Genomic DNA, 20,656 nt, shown 5'->3' on the forward strand with positions numbered 1-20,656 from the left:
TCTAATTAAAGAATTTTACAGAAAAGATACTACCTTAGAAAATCTCAAATACTTACCTTTGTCTATTATTTTTTGATTTATGTCAAATCAGTTTATTATACACCCCTCTTATGCCTCAATCGCATCTCAGATTAAGAAAGCGATAGCTAATTTTGAAGAAATTCCTGAGATTTTAGGTGATGCAGAGCGCAATGTGATCAAAATTATAGAGATTGAAGATAAGAAGTATGCCATTAAGTCCTTTAAAATTCCTAATATCATCAATCAAATTGCATATCGCTTTTTTAGAAAATCAAAGGCAGAGCGTTCGTATATATATGCAAATAAGCTTATAGATTTGGGAATAGGAACTCCATTTCCTGTTGCTTATGAGTTGAATACTACCTCCTTTTTATTTAAAAAAAGCTATTACATAAGTGAGCTTGTAGATTGTGACCTTACCTATAGAGAACTTACTACTGACTTTAGTATTAAAGATCATGAGGATATTTTAAGGGCCTTTACGAGGTTTACCTATACGTTACATAGAAATGGTGTTAATTTTTTAGATCATTCTCCTGGCAATACTTTAATTAAAAGAAGAGAAGAAGGTTATGATTTTTATCTGGTAGATCTTAATCGCATGGAATTTGGTGAGCTTAGTTTTGAAAAGCGAGTTAAGAATTTTTCTCGGTTAACTATCCATGAGTCTATGATTAGAGTAATGAGTAGTGAATATGCGAGGTGTACGACAGAAAGCGAAAAGAAGATTTTTACTCTTATGTGGGAGTCAACTAAGAAGTTTCAACATAAATATTATAGAAAAATAAGAGTTAAGAAAAGAATATTCTTTTGGAAAAAGAAATATAAGACTATGATTTCTGATTCTCCGATTTAATTAATTCTCTTAATTTTATATACTTTAAGAAAGTTAGGTTAGCAGTTTGAAGACAGATAATAAACCCATTTAATCCATCTAGAAAACCTAATCTCAAAAAATAAGCTTTAAAGAATGCCCATGAGGGATTAAATAAAATTTTCCACAAAGTAGCTTTTTTGCCAAGTTCAAAGTAAGATTTGGCAGATATGGAAGAAAATTTTTCGATTTGTGAGTTATATGCGCTATAGGTAGGGTAATTCCAGTGTAAAATATCCCCTTTGATTCTTTTATAGTTTTTAGAATCGTAAAGTTTGTAAGAGTCATGAGGGTTTATACCTCTCCATTCACCTTTACCTTTAATAAAAGCTCTTAGTTTCTTGTCTGGATACCAATCAGAATGTTTGATCCATTGACCGCAAAAATTATTGTAACGGTTCATGTAATACCCGTCATGTTTCCAATTTGATTTAAGCTTAATCAGCGATTCTTGTAATTCAGGAGATAAGGCTTCATCTCCATCCAAAGAAATGATGTGATCATATGTTGCCTGAGTAATAGCAAAGTTTTTTTGTTCTCTGTAACCAAGAAATTCTTGCTGTACAAATTTTACGTTATATTTTTTGCAAATCTCTTCTGTGCGATCAGTAGAGTAAGAATCGACAACGACAATCTCATCAACAACACCCTTGAGAGATGCTAAGCATGTTTCAATTTTTCGTTCTTCGTTAAAAGTGATGATAACTCCAGAGAGCTTTACCATTGTTGATTGTGTTTTAAGCTTAACTTTGCGCAAAAATAACTATTTTTTATAGTTTTCTTAAACTAATATAGTTGCGGTTAGTTAAATAAATGTTTAAAGTTTTAATTGGTTTAATGAATTCTAAAATTCATTATTGTAAAAGTTGATTCAAGTAACTTTTAAGTTTTGGAATAATTAACTCCGAAGAAAATTCTTGGTATAATTTAATAGATTTTTCTTTTATTTCTTTTATTGATTTTGATTTATATAATTCTGGTTTGACATCAGCTAAATGAATTGAGTCGTTTTTAATACCATCCTCAAACATATTCCAATCTTTTTTGATAATCCAAGGAGAGAAAATAGTAAATGTAGGAATATCCAAGGCTTTTGCCATATTTACGGCTCCTCCTTCATTACCAATTAAAATATCGCAATGATGTAAAGTAGCAATAAACCCCCGGAGACTTTTTGCAAAAACATCAAAATGAATGTTTCTTTGTGTTTTAGGTATTGTTAAATTATAAATAGCCCTAGCGTCCTTTTCTTGATTAGGAATATAATTAAAGAGAATTTCTGCGTCTGTCAACGTAACAATTTCATCGATTAACTTTGCCATATAATCAAACGGAAGTGTTTTTCTCATTTCACTTCCAAGTACACTAATCATTATTAATGGTTTTTTAGAAGTGATTCCATTTGATTCTAAAAATTCTTTGGCTTTCGCTTTTTCTTCTTTTGTTAGATATATTTTCGGTTTACGAATTTCTGACGCAATTCTATGTTCGGGCAAAATCAGGCGTAAACGATTTTCTATTGCAGTACTGGCATTAGTAATGGGATCAGAATGTCTTTTAATAGTTTTTGTATATGCAAATTGAGTATACCATTTATAAAAAGATACTCTTTTCTTTGCTCCAGAAAACAAAGAGATAAGGTTACTTTCTAATTTGCCATAGACATCTATAACATAGTCATATTTTGTATTTCGGATTTGTAAAAGAAATTTGAATAAAGACTTTTTGCTATCTCGATGTTCATTTTTGAATTCTATGATGCGATCAAAAAATGGATTTTCAAGAATAACGGGTTTGGTATTAGAATTCACCAAAAAATCTATAGTAGCATTGGGGTATTCTTTGCGCAATACCTCACAAATGACAGTACTTGTAAGTACATCACCAATCATTTTTTGTTGAATTACTAGAATTTTCATAGTTGCTAGAATAATAAATACTAAGCCTACTTATTTATGTAAAAGTAAGCTTAGTTCTTCTTTAGCTTTTGTAAATCTTAAACAGCAACATCATATTCTCTAAGAGCATCGTTAAGAGAAGTCTTCTTATCAGTACTTTCTTTACGTTTCCCTATGATCAATGCACATGGAACATTATAAGCTCCCGCTGAAAATTGTTTTGTATAGCTTCCCGGAATAACAACAGATCCTGCCGGTACAACGCCTTTTCTTTCTACAGGGGTATCTCCTGTAACATCTATAATCTTAGTTGAGGCTGTCAGTACAACATTAGCGCCTAAAACAGCTTCTTTTTCAACACGAACTCCTTCAACTACAATACATCTAGAACCAATAAATGCATTATCTTCTATAATAACAGGCGCTGCTTGTAATGGTTCAAGTACTCCACCAATACCAACACCTCCGCTTAGATGAACATTTTTTCCTATTTGTGCACAACTACCTACAGTAGCCCAGGTATCTACCATAGTTCCTTCATCAACATAAGCTCCTATATTTACATAGCTAGGCATTAATATAGTGCCTGGCGAGATATACGCACCATGTCTTGCAACTGCGTTCGGAACTACTCTGATTCCTTTTTCTTCATATCCTTTTTTTAATGGAATTTTATCATGATATTCAAATATTCCTGCTTCTAAAGTTTCCATTTTCTGAATAGGAAAATACAAAACAACTCCTTTTTTTACCCATTCATTTACCTGCCACCCATCTGATAGAGGTTCTGCTACTCTTAATTCGCCAACATCTAGTAGGTTTACAACTTCACGTATTGCATTTTGAGTATCAGTTTCTTTTAAAAGGCTTCTGTCTTTCCATGCCTTTTCTATGATTTCTTTTAGCTGGTTCATCAAATTAAATTTTTTTCAAATATAATAGCTTCCATATTAAAAAGAATAAAGAATATGGATAAATCCTGTTTTAGTAAACCTTTAATAAATATGTTCGTTTTATAATATTGTCATATTTTTGCAAAAAAATATATGGCACGTATTTTAGCAATAGATTATGGAGGTAAGCGATGTGGGATTGCAGTTACAGACGAATCTCAAATCATTGCTTCTGGATTAACCACTATTGATACTCAAAAATTATTAGAGTGGTTAAAAGCTTATGTTTCAGAAGAAGAAGTAGAATTGTTCATTATTGGTGAACCCAAAAGATTACATGGCGAATCTTCAGAAAGCGAAAAGTTAATTCAGCTTTTTCTGGAAAAACTTGGTAAAACGATTCCTGATATTCCTGTAAAAAGAATTGATGAGCGTTTTACTTCAAAAATAGCTTTTAATACGATGATTGCCAGCGGTATTTCAAAAAAGAAAAGACAAAATAAAGCATTGGTAGATCAAATCAGTGCTACGATTATACTACAAGATTATTTGTATAATCGATAAAAAATAACAATTAAGTAATAAAAAATCATTTCATGATATTTCCCATTGTAGCATACGGAGATCCGGTATTAAAAAAGAAAGCAAAAAATATAGATAAAGAATATAAAAACTTATCTGAGCTGATAGAGAATATGTTTGAAACTATGTATAATGCTCATGGTGTTGGTTTGGCTGCTCCACAAATTGGTCTTCCGATTCGATTGTTCATAGTAGATGCAGAGCCTTTTTCTGAAGATGAAGAGTTATCAGAAGAAGAGCAACAAAAGCTTAAAGGATTTAAAAAAGTTTTTATTAATCCTACCATTGTAGAAGAGACTGGAGAAGAATGGGCTTTTACAGAAGGTTGTTTAAGTATTCCTGATATTAGAGAAGATGTATTCAGAAATGAAACAATCAAAATCCATTATTTTGATGAAAACTTTGAAGAATATACAGAAGTATATGATGGTTTATCAGCTAGAGTTATTCAACATGAATATGATCATATAGAAGGTATTTTATTTACAGATAAACTATCTAGTCTTAAAAAACGTTTAATCAAAGGAAAATTAGCAAACATATCAAAAGGTAAGATCAATCCTGATTATAGAATGCGTTTTCCTTTACAGAAAAAAACAAGATAAGTCGATTTTTGAACAAAATAATTTGTGCAAATTAATGTTTGATTTTTAAAACGAACTGTAGATATTTGCCAACTTTGAAATTAAAATATATGAGTTTAGATAAAATACTTGCAATTTCAGGTAAACCGGGTTTATACGAGCTGAAAACACAAACTAGAAGTGGGTTTTTAGCAGAATCTTTATTAGATGGAAAAAAACTATCGGTAAGCATGAGGCATAATGTTAGTGTACTTAGTGAAATTGCTATTTATACATTTTCAGAAGAAGTTCCTTTACGAGAAATATTCAGTAAAATATTCGAAAAAGAAAATGGAGGACAAGCTATTAATCACAAAGAATCTAAAAATAAACTAGAATCTTATTTTAGTGAGATATTACCTGATTATGATGAAGATCGAGTATATGTGAGTGATATGAAAAAAGTTTTTCAGTGGTACAATATTTTACAATCCAAAGGATTAACAGACTTCTCTGATCCAAAAGATCAAGAAGCAGGAGAGGAAGAAGAATAAAGAGTACAGTATTGTCTGTTTTTCAAAACATTAGCTCTGAGTTTTTTAAGGATAAAAAATACTATTCTAAAATCTCAGATTAATTTTAATTTGATGACTATACTTATGACTTGTTTTGTACTTTTGCGCAAAATTTAGAATACAATCTTACTAATACTTAGTGTACATGGCTAATACCAAATATGTTTTTGTAACCGGAGGTGTGTCTTCTTCTTTAGGAAAAGGGATTATCGCTGCCTCTTTGGCTAAACTACTACAAGCGCGAGGATATAGAGTTACAATTCAAAAACTGGATCCTTATATTAATGTAGATCCGGGAACTTTAAATCCTTATGAACATGGAGAATGCTATGTAACCGATGATGGGGCAGAGACAGACCTTGATCTTGGTCATTACGAACGTTTTTTAAACACAAATACCTCTCAAGCAAATAACGTTACAACAGGACGTATATATAAGAGTGTAATCGAAAAAGAACGTAGAGGAGAGTTTTTAGGAAAAACAGTTCAAGTAGTTCCTCACATCACAAATGAAATAAAAGAACGAATACAAATCCTTGGAAAAAGCGGTAATTACGATATTGTAATTACTGAAATTGGAGGAACAGTAGGAGATATAGAATCATTACCCTACATAGAAGCTGTTCGTCAATTAAAATGGGAACTTGGAGATACCAATGCACTGGTAATTCATCTTACTCTTATTCCTTACCTGTCTGCAGCAGGAGAATTAAAAACAAAACCGACTCAACATAGTGTTAAAACATTGATGGAAAGTGGTATCAAAGCAGATATTCTTGTTTGTAGAACAGAGCATGAATTATCTGATGATTTGAGACGAAAACTAGCATTATTTTGTAATGTTAAACAAGAAGCTGTGATTCAGTCTATTGATGCATCTACTATTTATGATGTTCCAAATCTCATGTTAGAAGAAGGGTTAGATCGAGTGGTTTTACAACAATTAGTGCTGAGGATGGATAATGTTCCTGATCTGGAAAAATGGAACGATTTTTTACAAAGACATAGAAATCCCAAACATCAAGTTACTATTGGACTTATTGGTAAATATGTAGAATTACAAGATTCTTATAAATCAATATTAGAAGCGTTTATTCATGCTGGAGCAGAAAATGAAGTAAAAGTTAATGTAGTAAGCATTCATTCAGAATTCATTACAAATGAGACTATTGCAAAACAGATTGCACATTTAGATGGTATTTTGGTAGCTCCCGGTTTTGGAGAAAGAGGTATAGAAGGAAAAATAAAAGCAGTACAGTTTGCCCGAGAAAATAATCTTCCGTTTTTTGGAATTTGTCTGGGAATGCAAATGGCTGTGATAGAATACTCTCGCAATGTATTAGGTCTTGAAGATGCATGTTCTCTAGAAGTAAACGAGAATGCCTCTCATCCTGTAATTAATTTGATGGAAGAGCAAAAAAATATTACAGATATGGGTGGAACGATGAGATTAGGATCTTGGGATTGTGAGTTGAGTGAAGGAAGTAAGGTTTTTGATGCTTATGGAAAAAGACTTATAGCGGAGCGTCATCGTCATCGCTATGAATATAATAATAAGTACAAAGAGCAGTTAGAAAATGCAGGTCTCAAAACGACAGGAATCAATCCCAAAACCGGTTTGGTAGAAATCATAGAGATCCCTGATCATCCTTGGTTTGTTGGGGTACAATATCATCCAGAATATAAGAGTACTGTTGCGAATCCACATCCTTTATTTATCGCCTTTGTAAAAGCAGCTGTAGAATACTCAAAAAACAATAAAAGTGCCAAAGTGTCACAAGGATGATGATTGGCTAGATAATTGACAATTAAATAAAAAATAACTTTAAAAGCCTTTCTAATACATTTAAGATAAGGCTTTTTATACATAAATACATGGAAGAAAAAAAATTTGATCTCAATTCGATAATAGGGTTTGCGCTTATTTTTGGAATTATTGTTTGGATGTTTTATTTAAATCAGCCAACTCCTGAAGAAATAGAAGCAGAAAAAGCCAAAAAAGAACAAGCTGAAGCTCAAGAGAAAAAAGAAAATAAAGAGAACAAAGATTTTATTGTTGATGAAAATAATGTTACTGCTGTAAATCCTCAAGATTCGTTAGCATTACAAAAAGCAAAATCTCAACTAGGAGCATTTGCGTATTCATCTAGTTTGTCATCGGCAAAAGAAGGAACTACGACTATAGAGAATGAGGTGTTACGCTTAAAAGTAAGTAATAGAGGAGGACATGTTGTTGAAGCGCAGCTAAAAAATTTCAAAACATATGACTCTATTCCAATGTATTTAATAAAAGATGGTAAAAATTCATCTTTTAACCTGAATTTTGGTACTACAGATAACAGGACCATTAATACTAAAGATTTATTTTTTGAGCCTACTGTTTCCAAAAATGGAGAGAACACTGTTTTGTCGATGAAGTTAAAAACGTCTTCTTCTCAGTTCTTAGAATACAGATATGAAATGAAACCTAATGATTATATGGTAGATTTTACGATTAGGTCTCAAGGTTTACAACAAGTATTTAGTGCCAATCATGCACCAACATTAGATTGGAAATTACAAGGAATAAGACATGCCAAAAGTGCTGCTTACGAAAACAGATATACAGAACTGTCTTTTGAATATGAAGGAGGTAAAGATGATTATTTGGGACAAGGAGATTTTACAGATGATGAGGCAGAAGATGTAACTTGGATTGCTTTTGAACAACACTTTTTTACATCAATATTACTAACAGATACTCCTTTTAAAACAGCTTCACTTACATCTAAAAATGTAGCCAATTCAAGTGATCTTGCTGATAAGGATATAAAAGTGACCAAAGAGTTTTCTGCTACGATACCTTTAGCATTGCAAGGAGGAGAACTTAGTTATGCAATGGATTGGTATTATGGTCCAACAGATTATAAAATTCTGAACTCTTATAAGCGAAATCTTGATGAAATAGTGCCGCTAGGATGGGGAATCTTTGGATGGATAAACAGATATTTATTTATTCCTTTCTTTGGTTTCTTAAGTGGCTTTTTGCCATACGGTATTGCAATTATTGTTATGACGATAATAGTACGTATTGTACTTTCTCCTGTTACTTATAAATCTTACGTATCTCAAGCAAAAATGAAAGTTTTGCGCCCCGAGATTACAGAAATCAATGAAAAATATAAGGATAATGCAATGAAGAGACAGCAAGAAACAATGGCTCTTTATGGTAAGGCTGGAGTAAATCCTATGAGTGGTTGTCTACCGGCATTAATGCAAATTCCGGTGTTTTATGCTTTATTCAATTTCTTCCCAAGTGCTTTTGAGTTAAGACAAAAAAGTTTTTTATGGGCAGATGATTTGTCAAGTTATGATACTATAGCACAGTTACCTTTTGAAATCCCATTTTATGGAGATCATATCAGTCTGTTTCCAATATTAGCTTCTGTAGCAATATTCATTTACATGACAATGACAACAGGACAAACAATGCAGGCTCCACAACCGGGAATGCCTAATATGAAGTTTATCATGTACTTGTCGCCATTAATGATGCTCTTTTTCTTCAACAACTATGCTAGTGGATTATCGCTCTATTATTTTATCTCTAATTTAATTACGATAGGAATAATGTTAGTTATTAAAAAAGTAATTATTAATGAAGATAAAATTCATGCAAAAATTCAAGAGAATAAGAAAAAACCTAAAAAACAAGGTAAATTTCAAAAGAAAATGAAAGAGCTCATGGAGCAGGCAGAGCAACAACAAAAAGCTAAAAAGAAGTAATTCACAAAAAATAATGAGCCCCTTTTTAGGGGCTTTTTTTGTGATATTAGTAACTTTTTTTAGATTTGATTATCTTTTAATTGGTATAATTTTTGAAAATAACATACGTTGAAATAATACCCTAAATTATTATTATTTAAATTACTATGCGTAGTTTCTCTTTATTCTTTGTTCTGTTTTACACATGTTTTTTGGCAACGGCACAAAAATATAATCAATTTGATGCCAATGGTAAAAGACATGGTAAATGGCAAAAAAAATATGAAGATACCGATCAACTTCGTTATGAAGGAACTTTTGATCATGGCAAAGAAGTAGGAGAATTTAAATTTTATAAACCCAATAGCGATAAATTTCCTACGGCAATAAAAACTTTTTCAAAACAAAATGATACTGTTCGTTTGAAGTATTTTACACAGAAAGGAAAAGTAATCAGTGAAGGAAAGATGGTCGGTAGAGATCGTGTTGGATTGTGGAAATACTATCATAAGGGTTCTAATAAAATAATGATGACAGAAAACTATGAAGCGGGTAAATTGAATGGCGAACAGCTTACTTATTTTCAGAATGGACAACTGACAGAAAAGAATAATTACATCAATGGGAAACGTAATGGAAAACGATTCATATACTCAGAGACAGGTGTAGTTATGAAAGAGTTTTTGTATGAAAATGGAGTCTTGCATGGTCCTGTCAAATATTTTGATCCTGAAGGTAAATTATTGATAGAAGGTAATTATAAGAGAGATAGAAAAGATGGGCTTTGGAAATATTACAAAGATGGAAAATTATCAGAACAAAAAATATTCCCATTAAATAATGGGTAAACTATAGTATCAATTAATACAATATCACAATAAGTAAAACTCATAAAGCAATACATTAGTGTTGCTTTTTTTATTTAGTATTTTTGCAAAAGAATTACAAAATTTAAAAGAAAGGATTTTTGATGAAAAGAGTAATTGTAGGATTGTCTGGAGGAGTAGATTCTAGCGTAGCTGCATATTTACTCAAAGAACAAGGGTATGAAGTAATTGGATTATTTATGAAGAATTGGCATGATGATTCGGTTACTATTTCTGATGAATGCCCTTGGCTTGATGATAGTAATGATGCATTATTGGTTGCAGAAAAATTAGGAATACCATTTCAAACTGTTGATCTTAGTGAGCAATATAAAGAACGTATTGTAGATTACATGTTTAACGAATATGAGAAAGGTAGAACACCTAATCCTGATGTATTGTGTAATCGAGAGATTAAATTTGATGTGTTTTTAAAAATTGCGCTGTCACTTGGTGCAGATTATGTTGCTACTGGGCATTATTGTAGAAAAGAGACAATAATCGAAGATGGCAAAGAAATACATAGATTATTGGCGGGTAAGGATCAAAATAAAGATCAATCATATTTTTTATGTCAATTGTCACAAGAACAATTGGCAAAAACATTATTTCCGGTTGGTGAATTATTAAAACCTGAAGTTAGAGAAATTGCTGCAAAGCAAAATCTTGTTACCGCAGACAAAAAGGATTCTCAAGGATTATGTTTTATTGGAAAAGTTCGTTTGCCAGAGTTTCTTCAACAGAAATTACAACCAAAGGAAGGAGATATTATAGAAATACCATCTTCTGAAGAAATGTATCTGCGTGAAATACCCAATTTTAGTTCTAAACAAGAAGAATTAGAATTTTTGTCTACAAAATATAAATATGCAGTAGAGTATGGTAAAGTAGTAGGAAAACATCAGGGAGCACACTACTATACCAAAGGACAACGAAAAGGCCTAGCGGTTGGTGGAACACCAGAACCTTTGTTTGTGATCGAAACAGATGTTGAAACCAACACAATTTATACAGGGCAAGGTAAACATCACCCTGGTTTATATAGAAAAGCGTTATTCATAACAAATGAAGAGCTACATTGGGTAAGAGATGACCTCAAAATTGAGATAGATGAAGAACTTGAAGTGATGGCAAGAATTCGTTATCGCCAGCCTTTAGAAAAGGCAAAATTGTATCAAATCGATTCAGGTATATATGTAGTTTTTGAAAACGATCAAAGTGCAATCACAGAAGGACAATTTGTAGCTTGGTATCAGGATGATGAATTAATCGGTTCCGGAGTGATTTCTTAGAAGTCATGTAAATAATGACATAACTTTATTCATATACTCCTGCTGTTCAGCAGGAGTGTTTTTTTGATAAGATTAGTACATTGATCAGATTTATATTTTAATTTAGATTAGCTTTGTGAAGCGTTATATATTTACTTACGAACAAAGAAATAAACGAATGAATACAGTTAAAACTTTATTTAATATAAAATACCCAATAATACAAGGTGGAATGATATGGGCTAGTGGTTGGAAACTTGCTAGTGCTGTCAGTAATGCAGGTGGGTTAGGACTTATCGGATCAGGATCAATGTATCCCGATGTGTTAAGAGAACATATACAAAAATGTAAAAAAGCTACAGACAAACCATTTGGAGTAAATATACCAATGTTGTATCCCAACCTGGAAGAAATTATAAAAATTATAATAGAAGAAGAAGTAAAGATCGTATTTACATCGGCTGGAAATCCAAAAACATATACAAAGTACCTAAAAGAGCGAGGGATTACTGTAGTTCATGTAGTAAGTAGTCTTAAGTTTGCTTTGAAAGCTCAAGATGCCGGAGTAGATGCTATTGTTGCAGAGGGATTTGAAGCAGGAGGTCATAACGGTAGAGATGAAACCACGACGCTGGCTTTAATTCCAATGGTAAAAGAACATATAAAAATACCACTTATCGCAGCAGGAGGCATAGCAACAGGCTCAGCAATGTATGCGGTAATGGCATTGGGAGCAGATGGTGTACAGGTAGGAAGCCGTTTTGTAGCTAGTGAAGAGGCTTCTTCTCATATCGATTTCAAAAATATGGTAGTACAAGCAAAAGAAGGAGATACGCAGCTTACTCTCAAAGAATTAGCACCAGTGCGAATGCTCAAAAATAAATTTTATAATGATGTTGCAAATCTGTATACTCAAAGCCCTACCATTGATGATTTAAAGGAGTTATTAGGAAGAGCAAGGGCAAAACGAGGCATGTTTGAAGGTGATCTTGAAGAAGGAGAGTTAGAAATCGGACAAGTATCCGGATTAATACATGATATTAAACCGGCAGCTGTGATTGTAAAAGATATGATAGATGAGTTTGTAGTAACCAAAAGTAAAATGGAACAACTCTCGATATAATAATCTCAAATTATGAATTCAAGAAAGGATCAACTCAAGGCGTTTGATAGATTGCTAACTATTATGGACGAACTTCGAGAGCAATGTCCCTGGGATAGAAAACAAACCTTGCAATCATTAAGGCATCTCACCATCGAAGAGACGTATGAGCTTGGTGATGCAATATTAGATAATGACCTGGTTGAAGTAAAAAAAGAATTAGGAGATTTACTTCTACATATTGTTTTTTATGCAAAGATAGGGAGCGAAACCAATGATTTTGATATGGCAGATGTTGCTAATGAGATATGTGAAAAACTTATTAATCGACACCCTCATATTTATGGTGATGTAGAAGTAAATGATGAAGAAGATGTAAAACGCAATTGGGAAAACTTGAAACTTAAAGAAGGAAAAAAGAGTGTTTTAGAAGGTGTCCCAAAATCATTGCCGTCGCTAGTCAAAGCAAGTAGAATTCAGGACAAAGTAGCTGGAGTGGGATTTGATTGGGAAGAGCCTCATCAGGTTTTTGAAAAATTAAAAGAGGAACTTGAAGAGTTGCAACATGAAGTTAATGTACAGGATCAAGATAAGATAGAGTCAGAATTTGGAGATGTACTTTTTTCAATGATTAATTATGCTCGATTTCTGAATGTTAATCCCGAAGATGCTCTTGAACGAACTAATAAAAAATTCATTAAGCGATTTCAGTATTTAGAAGCAAAAGCAAGAGAAAATAATAAAAGTCTAAAAGATATGACACTTTCAGAAATGGATGTTTTTTGGGAAGAAGCCAAAAAATTATAAATTTCTTGTCATAATAAATACCCTACTTATGTTCGTAAATATAAGTAGAGTATTTGCTAAAAAGATATTCTTTAATTTCTTTCCTTTTTTAATAATTTTTTAATGTGAGTGGTATTATCAATACTGATTTTACAGAAATATATCCCAGGTGCTTTCATTTTATATTTTGTATCTAAGGAAAATTGATGCCTGCCTTGATCAACTACGTCTTCGTAAATTACACCTTGAACTCCGTATACGTTGATAATTTCTATTTTTACTTTGCTATTATTCTTGGTTACGTACCATGAAATCGTAGATGCTTCAGAAATGGGGTTTGGCGAAACATATATATTTGAATTAATAGAATTGGCTTCAGCACCTTTTGATAATATAGGTTTGTTATCATACCAAACGCCATTATAGTACCAACCGTTTTTGCACCTGTTTAGATCAGAAGTTTGAGAAGAACCACTATTACTAAAAATCAGATTAGCGCAAGTTATTTCAGGAAAAGTGTAGCGATACCAACCATCTGCGTCAGAAATCATTGATTCACCTGGCCAGTTAATCGACATTGTTGGAGGACTAGTATTCCAATAGTATACTGTTGGCGATGCATAAGAGTCTGATTTGAAATATACAGTTAGCTCTTCGGGTTGTGACTGTTCATTTGGGTTACTGTCATACCAAGTGCCATTATAATACCAGCCATCTCCACAACGATTAAGGTCTGCCGTTTGATTTACTCCATTATCACTAAAGATTAGATTGGTACATGATATTTGATCTAAAGTATACAAATACCAACCGTTTCCTATATCGGTCATAGATTCTCCAGGCCAATTGGTATCAACATTTATAGGATTAGTATTCCAAAAGTAAATGCTTGGGTTAGACAATGAGCCTTTGTAATACAGTTTTAGCTGATCTGTTGAAGTCGAAGAAAAAGTAAATTCATGACTAATTATTTCAGAACTTAATCCTCCTGTATCGTATGCAATAGCTCTTATGGTTGTATTACTTGTTAGTGGTATTGGATTCGTGTATACATTTGAATATACTGTTGGCTGATCCCCATTGAGTGTATAATAGATGTTAACTTCATCAGAATTATCATCATTTGCACTAAGTGTTACTAAAACTGTTTCTCCATCAGAAAAAACTCCACCTTCTGGTGTCATTGTTAATTTAGGGGGCATGTTGACGTCACCATCTGGCCTTGTGTCGTACCAAACGCCATTGTCATACCAGCCGTCTTTATCTCTAAAAAGATCAGGTGTTTTATTATTGGCATTATCACTAAATAATAAATTAGTACTTTCGATTCCTTCAAATATATATTCATACCAATCAGAATTATCAATTCTTGTCATTTGAGGTCCTGGCCATACACTAGGGGATAATATATCAGGAACTTCATTCCAATAATGAATATTAACTTGTGACCAATTTGCAGGTTTTTTTATATAAATACGTAGTCCTTCAAGAGTACCTATTGTATAGTTCTTTGTAATAATATCTGATGGTTCATTGTTTTTGTCGTATGCTATTGCCTTTATTGTTGAAGATGTTGTTATCGTAAATCGACTTGTATATTTGTTACTTAAGGTATTGGGTGTTGTACCATCTGTAGTATAGTAAATTGCATAAGGTGCTCCTGCACCACCAACAGCATCTAATGTAATTTGAATAGGGTTTTCTGATCTTGTAAGTTGAGGGTCTATGGTTACTACAGGTTTTGATGGACCATTAACACAGTTTTCAAAAAAACCACCTCCGCAACCTCCGATAAGCCCGGGACCATTATGTACATAAATTCCTGCAGAACCAGATGTCACATTAAAATTTAAGGTACCATTAGAAGCTTGGATTTCACGTCCGGTAACAGCATCTCTATAGATTCCGTCTGTCATTCCTGAAATAGAAAAGGAGGCATCACCATCTTTGGCTAGACCTACTGCAACTTCACTATTTTGATAAATTCTACGATAAGCAACTGCATTTCCTGGTGCATCTTTCCAGTTCCATGCTCCTTTTTGAAGAGCAGGAACTGCTTTTCGGATAGCATTCAATTTTTTTATGTGTTGATAAATCTTATGATTAGGAGCTTGATCAATCACATTCCCATAATATGCTCTTCCAGTTTCATCAATAGATTTTTGAATACCGGATGCGTCATGAATGTCAGCAAATTCTCCAGACTTAAATCGCATTTCAGTTCCATAATAGACTACAGGTATTCCCCGCCAGGTGAACATAAAATTCATGCATGCTGCCAGGTTTTCATCAGAACCTCCATAGCGTCTGTTCCAATCATTGTTAGGACCAAAATCATGATTATCTAACCATGTAACCAGAGTAGAAGTATCACTGTAAAGGTGATCATATCTTGAAGCTGCTTTTACAGTAGAGAAGGATTGACCTTCTTCAAAAGTGCCATGAAATGTAGCTTCTGCAAAAAAATCAATCACGGCTAAATCTATGGGTTCTGAATTGTTTACAGCCCCTCTCCAGGTGTAGTAGTGAGGGTTTATTTTGTCTACCGGGTGTAGTTCATGACGTTTTTGTGCCACTTCTCCAAAAATAAATAAGTCTGGATTTACTTTTTTAAACGCATCATAAAAATATAAAATGTCTTCTTTGCTCATATGTTTGACGGTATCCCATCTAAATGCATCAACTCCCATATTAATAAAGGTTGTATAGGCATTAACTAAATAGTCACGTACTACTTGGCTTCCGGTGTTAAGGTCTGGTGTATCTCCTGCAAGTGCTCTATTTTGTAAGTTTTCTATATCATCAAAACCCTGAGCAAATCCATTTCCTGAGTGATGATACCAATTAGGGTCAGTAGTGTCAACATAGTTTTCTTTACTGGGAAAATTGAATGCAGCCAAATTTTGATTGTATGGAGGAGGCATTTTCGCAAGATTAGCTCTGCTCCAAATCAACCCATCTTCTGGATTGGGAGTTAAACCATCATACTCCCAGTTCGAATTGTCAGGAGCGTACCAAGAAGCATTGGGATCTGTATTATACTTTATTTCTGCGACATCTTTAATACCAAATCGACCTGAATGGTTAGTTACGATATCCAAAACAATTTTCATATCTCGAGCGTGAATCTCGTTTATTAAATCTTGAAAAGTAGCATCAGGAGATTCTAATCTAGGATCTACTTTTGTAAAGTCCCAGGCGTGATAACCATGATAATCTAATGGGCTTCGATTATGAACAATAGGAGTGATCCATATTGCTGTAAATCCAAGATCCTTGATATAGTCTAATTTCTGGATTAATCCTTTGAAGTCTCCTCTCCAAGTAACATCATTAGGGTCTGTTATTGTTGGATTTATTGTGGGGTCAGGGTTATAGGATGACCATTCTGTAGGAGCATTATTTGAAGAATCACCATCAAAAAAACGAGAGGTCATCAAAAAATAAATTGTTTCTTCTCGGAAATCTATTTGGCTATTTGCTGATAATGGAGCAATAAACATAATTCCTATGTTTATCATGTAAAACAGGTTGGATAATAATGTTTTCATTTGTGTGAGTTTGTAATTAGAAAAATTCAGTGTAATTGCTATATGTGTTATATGGGTGTTAATTTTTTGTGTAATATTTGTTTATTTGTGATTTTATGTGTTGATATTGTAATTTATAAAAAATAGTCATCTGTCTAGACTTCAATAATTTACTACAACGTTTTCGTGTTGATAAGTTGCTGAATTTCTTGGTTTTAGAAGAGTTGATTGCCAAGTTTGTTCGCTAATTAGAAAAAATGATATCGTTTTTATTTTTGAAAAATAATTACATCTTTTGCAACTTCTACATGGCCAAAATTGAATTTGTTTTTAATCCAGTTGATGCTTTTTGGAGTATAAAAAAACACATGTGTAGGATCATTTTTGTACCACCAGGTATCAAAATTGATATTTTCTGTAAATAGTTTTGTTTTACAATAAAGTGTTCCGTTTGGTTTTAAAAGACGTGATAATAACTGAAATTCTTGTATTGGACGATAAAAATGTTCTACTACTTCGCAGCATATTATATAATCATAATTACTATCCAAAAGAACATCATTTTTATTTTTAAAAATAGGATCGTATTCTAGAATGTCATAGTTCTTATTTTTCAATAGATAAGAGACCACAGAATTTGTACCTGAACCAAAGTCAAGCCCTTTATCGTGCTTAGAATGGTTGTTAACAACTTTTTCTATGATGGTAGATACAGAATTTTGATATCCTAAATTATAAACATCGTTTTGATGCAGGTTATATCTTTCTCTTTCTTGATTTTTAGAAAGAAAAAACGAATGATCAAGCATTACGCTATTACATTCGTTACATTGTAAATATTTTTTATGCTGAACTTCAGAAAACACATTTGTTTTTGAAGCACATAGTGAGCAAAGCATGAATTATTATAGCTGTTTGATCTTCTTTAATTTAGCTTTCCAAACGTCTAAATTCTCTTTGTGCTTTTCAATATTCTTTAGTACATCTATAACTAATGGATTATCGTCTTTTGCATTTTTAAAGAATTGAAGATTGTTCTCTAATTGACGAATTTCGGCATTAACTTCATCAATTTTCTTGCGAATAAAACTTTGTTCATTTCTAATAGCACGATCATCAGTTTGATTAGAAAGTGTGTTTAGCTTATTATCGTATTTAATTAGTTCTGTCTCTTTACGACTTAAGTTAAGTTGTTGGAAAAGATTATCTAAAATTTTATTGTATTCTGCTTCGATATTTTTCTTTTTGTAAGGAACTCGTCCTATGCCTTTCCAAGTAGCTATGTTTTCTTTAATTGTAGCTAGATCGGCTTCAGGGTCACCTGATAACTCCAAGGATTTTAGCGATTCAATGTGCTCTTGTTTTTTCTCAAGAGCAACTACTTCTTCTTTATTGGCTTCATTTCTTTCGGCATGTAATCTATCAAAATAAAAATTACAAGCGTCTTTAAATCGTTTCCATATTTTGTCACTATCCTTTCTAGGAACGTGACCAATCTTTTTCCAATCTGATTGAATTTTTTTCATTAGAGGAGTGGTGACACTAAAATCATCACTATCCTTATTGTCCTCTGCAATTTGAATTAGTTCCATTTTTTTGTTTAGATTTTCAAATTGCTCCTTCTTCAATCCTTTGTAGAAAGCATTCTTGTTTCGGTTAAAGTCTCTTACGGCAGATTTAAATTCACTCCAGGTTTGCTCATTTACATTAGAAGGAACTTTACCGGCTTTAAAAAACTGCTCTCGTAATGCTTCGATTTCTTTGATTTTTTGTTGCCAACCATTATGACTTTTAGGCTGATCTTGACCAACTTCTGTTATATTAGCTATGATCTCTCTTTTGACCTCTAGGTTCTTTTCGTATACTTTGTCTAGTTCTTTAAAATAAAGTTGTCTGTTTTCGTGGATTTGTTTGGTTAGCAAGCTAAATTTTTCCCAAATTGGTTCTCTATATTCTTTACTAACCGGACCGAGGTCTTCTTTCCACATTTTATGCAGAAGTTGTAATTCTCTAAAAGCTCTATTTACATCTGTTTCTTGTGCAAGCTCTGTTGCGCGTTCTATAATTTTGAGCTTTTGTTCTAAATTATGTTTGAAATCTAAATCTCTAAATTCTCTGTTTAGATGTAAAAAATCATAAAAATTTTCTGTGTGATGATGATAAGTATTCCAAACAGTATTGTATTTATCTCGGGGAATAGGTCCGGCATTACGCCATCTTTCCTGTATACTTTTAAAATGATTATATGTAGTATTAATATTCTCGTCTACGTTTAAAAGTCCTTTTAATTCTTCGATAAGTTCAAGTCTTCTATTAAAGTTTTCCTGAAGATCTTTTTTCAGATTTTGGTAATAAGCATTACGTTTTTCTTTATAATCAAAATATGCAGAATTAAATTCTTTTTTGATAGGAGTAGAGTAATAAAAATCAATAATATCTCCACCATTAGCCAAAAACTCCTCTTTCTTCTGTTCTACTTCTTCATTAAATTTATTATTGAATTCTGTTTTGATCTCTTCAACGTGCTCTTTTATGGTTTGAACTTTTTCATTTTTAATTAAAATGCGTAGTTCTTTGACCAACTCTTCTTTACTCATTGCATGATAATCTTTTTTCTCGATTTCATGACTTTCCATAGTTGTTTCATCTTCACTATGAGCAGCAACAGCCTCGTTCATTTGGTCATGTATATGATCTGAAGTTGAAGATGCTAACTCTTGAGGAATTTCAGCATTTTGATCTGTAGTATTTTCAGAAGTATTTTGTTGAGATTCAACTTGGGTATTAGCATTACTATCTTCAGTATTTTCTACATCAGAAGATTGTTTTTCAGCAGTATTTGTAGTATCACTATTAGCAATATCACTTTCAGTAATTGAAGTATCAATTACTTCATCAGCTTCTTTTTTTTCAGCATCATCGATAGTGTTTTCCTCTAGATTTTGATTTTCTGAAGCTTGTAAATCATCATCTTTAGATGTTTGATGTTCATCAGAGTGATTCTCTAGAGTTTCTATCTTATTTTCTTCATTTCCATCTGCTTTTGGCAGGTTATCGCTTGTGGACATTGTGTGAACTTTTTAGTGTGTCTAAACTTTAAGTATTGACTAAGATACTAACATATTAGAAAACCTCAAAGTTATTATAAGGTTTTAAGATTACTTAAATAGTATTTATGTAAGAATTAGATCACAAAAAAGGGTAAGTTTTTACGTATTCCAAATTTCCCATGATCTTTCGGCTTGCAGAATTAACATTTGTAATCCATTAGATATTAGTGCTCCTTTTTCTTTTCCTTTACGTAAAAAAGTAGTTTCTGATGGATTGTATATCAAGTCGTATAAAATGTGATTTTCAGAAAGATATTCATATGGTATGTTCGGATAATTTTGAACATTAGGATGGGTGCCTAAAGGAGTACAATTTATGATTAGTTTATTTGAATTGATGATATTCTGATCGAGTTGATTATAGCTCAATTCTTGGGTGTTAGGGGTACGAGATACAAATGTATACTCAATATTTAGTTTTTTTAAAGCATATGCTATTGCTTTTGAAGCCCCACCCGTACCGAGTATTAATGCTTTTTGTACTGGTCTTTTTTGCAAAAGAGGTTTTAGAGACTCTGTAAAACCATAGTAGTCACTATTATACCCAATCAATTTTTTATTCTTATCGAATTTTATCACATTCACAGCACCAATTTCTTTGGCAGTAGGGTCTAATTCGTTAAGGTAGGATATAATCTCTTCTTTGTAGGGAATCGTTACATTGAGCCCTTGAACGGTTTCATTTTTAATTACTTCTTCAACAGCTGTAATATCTTTAAGGTCAAAATTGGTATAACTACAATCTTTATTTTCTTTTTCAAATTTTTTAGAAAAGAAAGATTCTGAAAAAGAGTAACTTATGTTTTTGCCCAAGAGACCATAAATTTTTGTCATGTTTATT

17 protein-coding genes are annotated in these 20,656 nt (G+C 32.4%); 10 read left to right on the plus strand and 7 right to left on the minus strand.

The features are described from left to right. The first annotated feature begins 79 nt into the window (after positions 1 to 79). Positions 80 to 877, plus strand: a complete 798-nt coding sequence (locus FHK87_RS17800; RefSeq protein WP_140595117.1) for a lipopolysaccharide kinase InaA family protein — start codon at positions 80 to 82, stop codon at positions 875 to 877. Here FHK87_RS17800 and FHK87_RS17805 read toward each other — a convergent pair. The 3 genes from FHK87_RS17805 to FHK87_RS17815 all read right to left on the minus strand — a co-directional run bounded on the left by FHK87_RS17805 (position 852) and on the right by FHK87_RS17815 (position 3,707). Further along, positions 852 to 1,652, minus strand: coding sequence for a glycosyltransferase family 2 protein (locus tag FHK87_RS17805; protein WP_226294307.1), 801 nt, complete (start codon positions 1,650 to 1,652; stop codon positions 852 to 854). The genes FHK87_RS17800 and FHK87_RS17805 overlap by 26 nt on opposite strands. 97 nt (positions 1,653 to 1,749) lie before the next feature. Beyond that, positions 1,750 to 2,814, minus strand: a complete 1,065-nt coding sequence (locus FHK87_RS17810; protein ID WP_140595119.1) for a glycosyltransferase family 9 protein — start codon at positions 2,812 to 2,814, stop codon at positions 1,750 to 1,752. A 77-nt stretch (positions 2,815 to 2,891) separates the two neighbouring features. Beyond that, positions 2,892 to 3,707, minus strand: coding sequence for a 2,3,4,5-tetrahydropyridine-2,6-dicarboxylate N-succinyltransferase (locus tag FHK87_RS17815; protein ID WP_140595120.1), 816 nt, complete (start codon positions 3,705 to 3,707; stop codon positions 2,892 to 2,894). A gap of 132 nt (positions 3,708 to 3,839) precedes the next feature. On the opposite strand from FHK87_RS17815, the gene ruvX reads away from it, so the two are divergent. The 9 genes from ruvX to mazG all read left to right on the plus strand — a co-directional run bounded on the left by ruvX (position 3,840) and on the right by mazG (position 13,196). Continuing rightward, the gene (ruvX, locus tag FHK87_RS17820) at positions 3,840 to 4,250 is read left to right on the plus strand and encodes a Holliday junction resolvase RuvX (protein ID WP_140595121.1); all 411 of its coding nucleotides are present in this window, start codon (positions 3,840 to 3,842) and stop codon (positions 4,248 to 4,250) included. Positions 4,251 to 4,282: 32 nt separating this feature from the next. Further along, entirely contained in the window at positions 4,283 to 4,873 is a 591-nt protein-coding gene (gene def, locus FHK87_RS17825; protein ID WP_140595122.1) for a peptide deformylase, read from the plus strand. A gap of 89 nt (positions 4,874 to 4,962) precedes the next feature. Then, a complete protein-coding gene (locus FHK87_RS17830) occupies positions 4,963 to 5,385 on the plus strand; it encodes a DUF5606 family protein (RefSeq protein ID WP_140595123.1) in 423 nt (140 codons plus the stop codon). A 166-nt stretch (positions 5,386 to 5,551) separates the two neighbouring features. Further along, on the plus strand, positions 5,552 to 7,192 hold the full coding sequence (locus FHK87_RS17835) for a CTP synthase (RefSeq protein ID WP_140595124.1): 1,641 nt from the start codon (positions 5,552 to 5,554) through the stop codon (positions 7,190 to 7,192). A gap of 89 nt (positions 7,193 to 7,281) precedes the next feature. Next, entirely contained in the window at positions 7,282 to 9,171 is a 1,890-nt protein-coding gene (gene yidC, locus FHK87_RS17840) for a membrane protein insertase YidC (RefSeq protein ID WP_140595125.1), read from the plus strand. A 191-nt stretch (positions 9,172 to 9,362) separates the two neighbouring features. Next, positions 9,363 to 9,998 (plus strand): toxin-antitoxin system YwqK family antitoxin, encoded by a 636-nt coding sequence (locus FHK87_RS17845; RefSeq protein WP_226294308.1) that lies wholly within the window; start codon positions 9,363 to 9,365, stop codon positions 9,996 to 9,998. A 122-nt stretch (positions 9,999 to 10,120) separates the two neighbouring features. Beyond that, positions 10,121 to 11,308: a tRNA 2-thiouridine(34) synthase MnmA gene (gene mnmA, locus FHK87_RS17850; protein ID WP_140595127.1), complete on the plus strand. Its 1,188-nt coding sequence runs from the start codon at positions 10,121 to 10,123 to the stop codon at positions 11,306 to 11,308. 157 nt (positions 11,309 to 11,465) lie between these two features. Continuing rightward, complete coding sequence (locus FHK87_RS17855) at positions 11,466 to 12,410, plus strand: NAD(P)H-dependent flavin oxidoreductase (RefSeq protein WP_140595128.1); 945 nt, start codon at positions 11,466 to 11,468, stop codon at positions 12,408 to 12,410. Positions 12,411 to 12,422: 12 nt separating this feature from the next. Next, positions 12,423 to 13,196, plus strand: a complete 774-nt coding sequence (mazG, locus tag FHK87_RS17860) for a nucleoside triphosphate pyrophosphohydrolase (RefSeq protein WP_140595129.1) — start codon at positions 12,423 to 12,425, stop codon at positions 13,194 to 13,196. A 71-nt stretch (positions 13,197 to 13,267) separates the two neighbouring features. Here the strand turns inward: mazG and FHK87_RS17865 are convergent, their stop codons facing one another. The 4 genes from FHK87_RS17865 to FHK87_RS17880 all read right to left on the minus strand — a co-directional run bounded on the left by FHK87_RS17865 (position 13,268) and on the right by FHK87_RS17880 (position 20,649). Continuing rightward, positions 13,268 to 16,726: a starch-binding protein gene (locus tag FHK87_RS17865; protein WP_140595130.1), complete on the minus strand. Its 3,459-nt coding sequence runs from the start codon at positions 16,724 to 16,726 to the stop codon at positions 13,268 to 13,270. Between the two features lie 248 nt (positions 16,727 to 16,974). Further along, positions 16,975 to 17,604, minus strand: coding sequence for a methyltransferase domain-containing protein (locus FHK87_RS17870; RefSeq protein ID WP_140595131.1), 630 nt, complete (start codon positions 17,602 to 17,604; stop codon positions 16,975 to 16,977). Between the two features lie 6 nt (positions 17,605 to 17,610). After that, positions 17,611 to 19,773 (minus strand): DUF349 domain-containing protein, encoded by a 2,163-nt coding sequence (locus FHK87_RS17875; protein ID WP_140595132.1) that lies wholly within the window; start codon positions 19,771 to 19,773, stop codon positions 17,611 to 17,613. Positions 19,774 to 19,914: 141 nt separating this feature from the next. Beyond that, positions 19,915 to 20,649: a shikimate dehydrogenase family protein gene (locus tag FHK87_RS17880; RefSeq protein ID WP_140595133.1), complete on the minus strand. Its 735-nt coding sequence runs from the start codon at positions 20,647 to 20,649 to the stop codon at positions 19,915 to 19,917. Between the last annotated feature and the right edge of the window lie 7 nt (positions 20,650 to 20,656).

The sequence above is a fragment of the Aquimarina algicola genome (assembly GCF_006443095.1).
GTDB classification, from domain to species: domain Bacteria; phylum Bacteroidota; class Bacteroidia; order Flavobacteriales; family Flavobacteriaceae; genus Aquimarina; species Aquimarina algicola.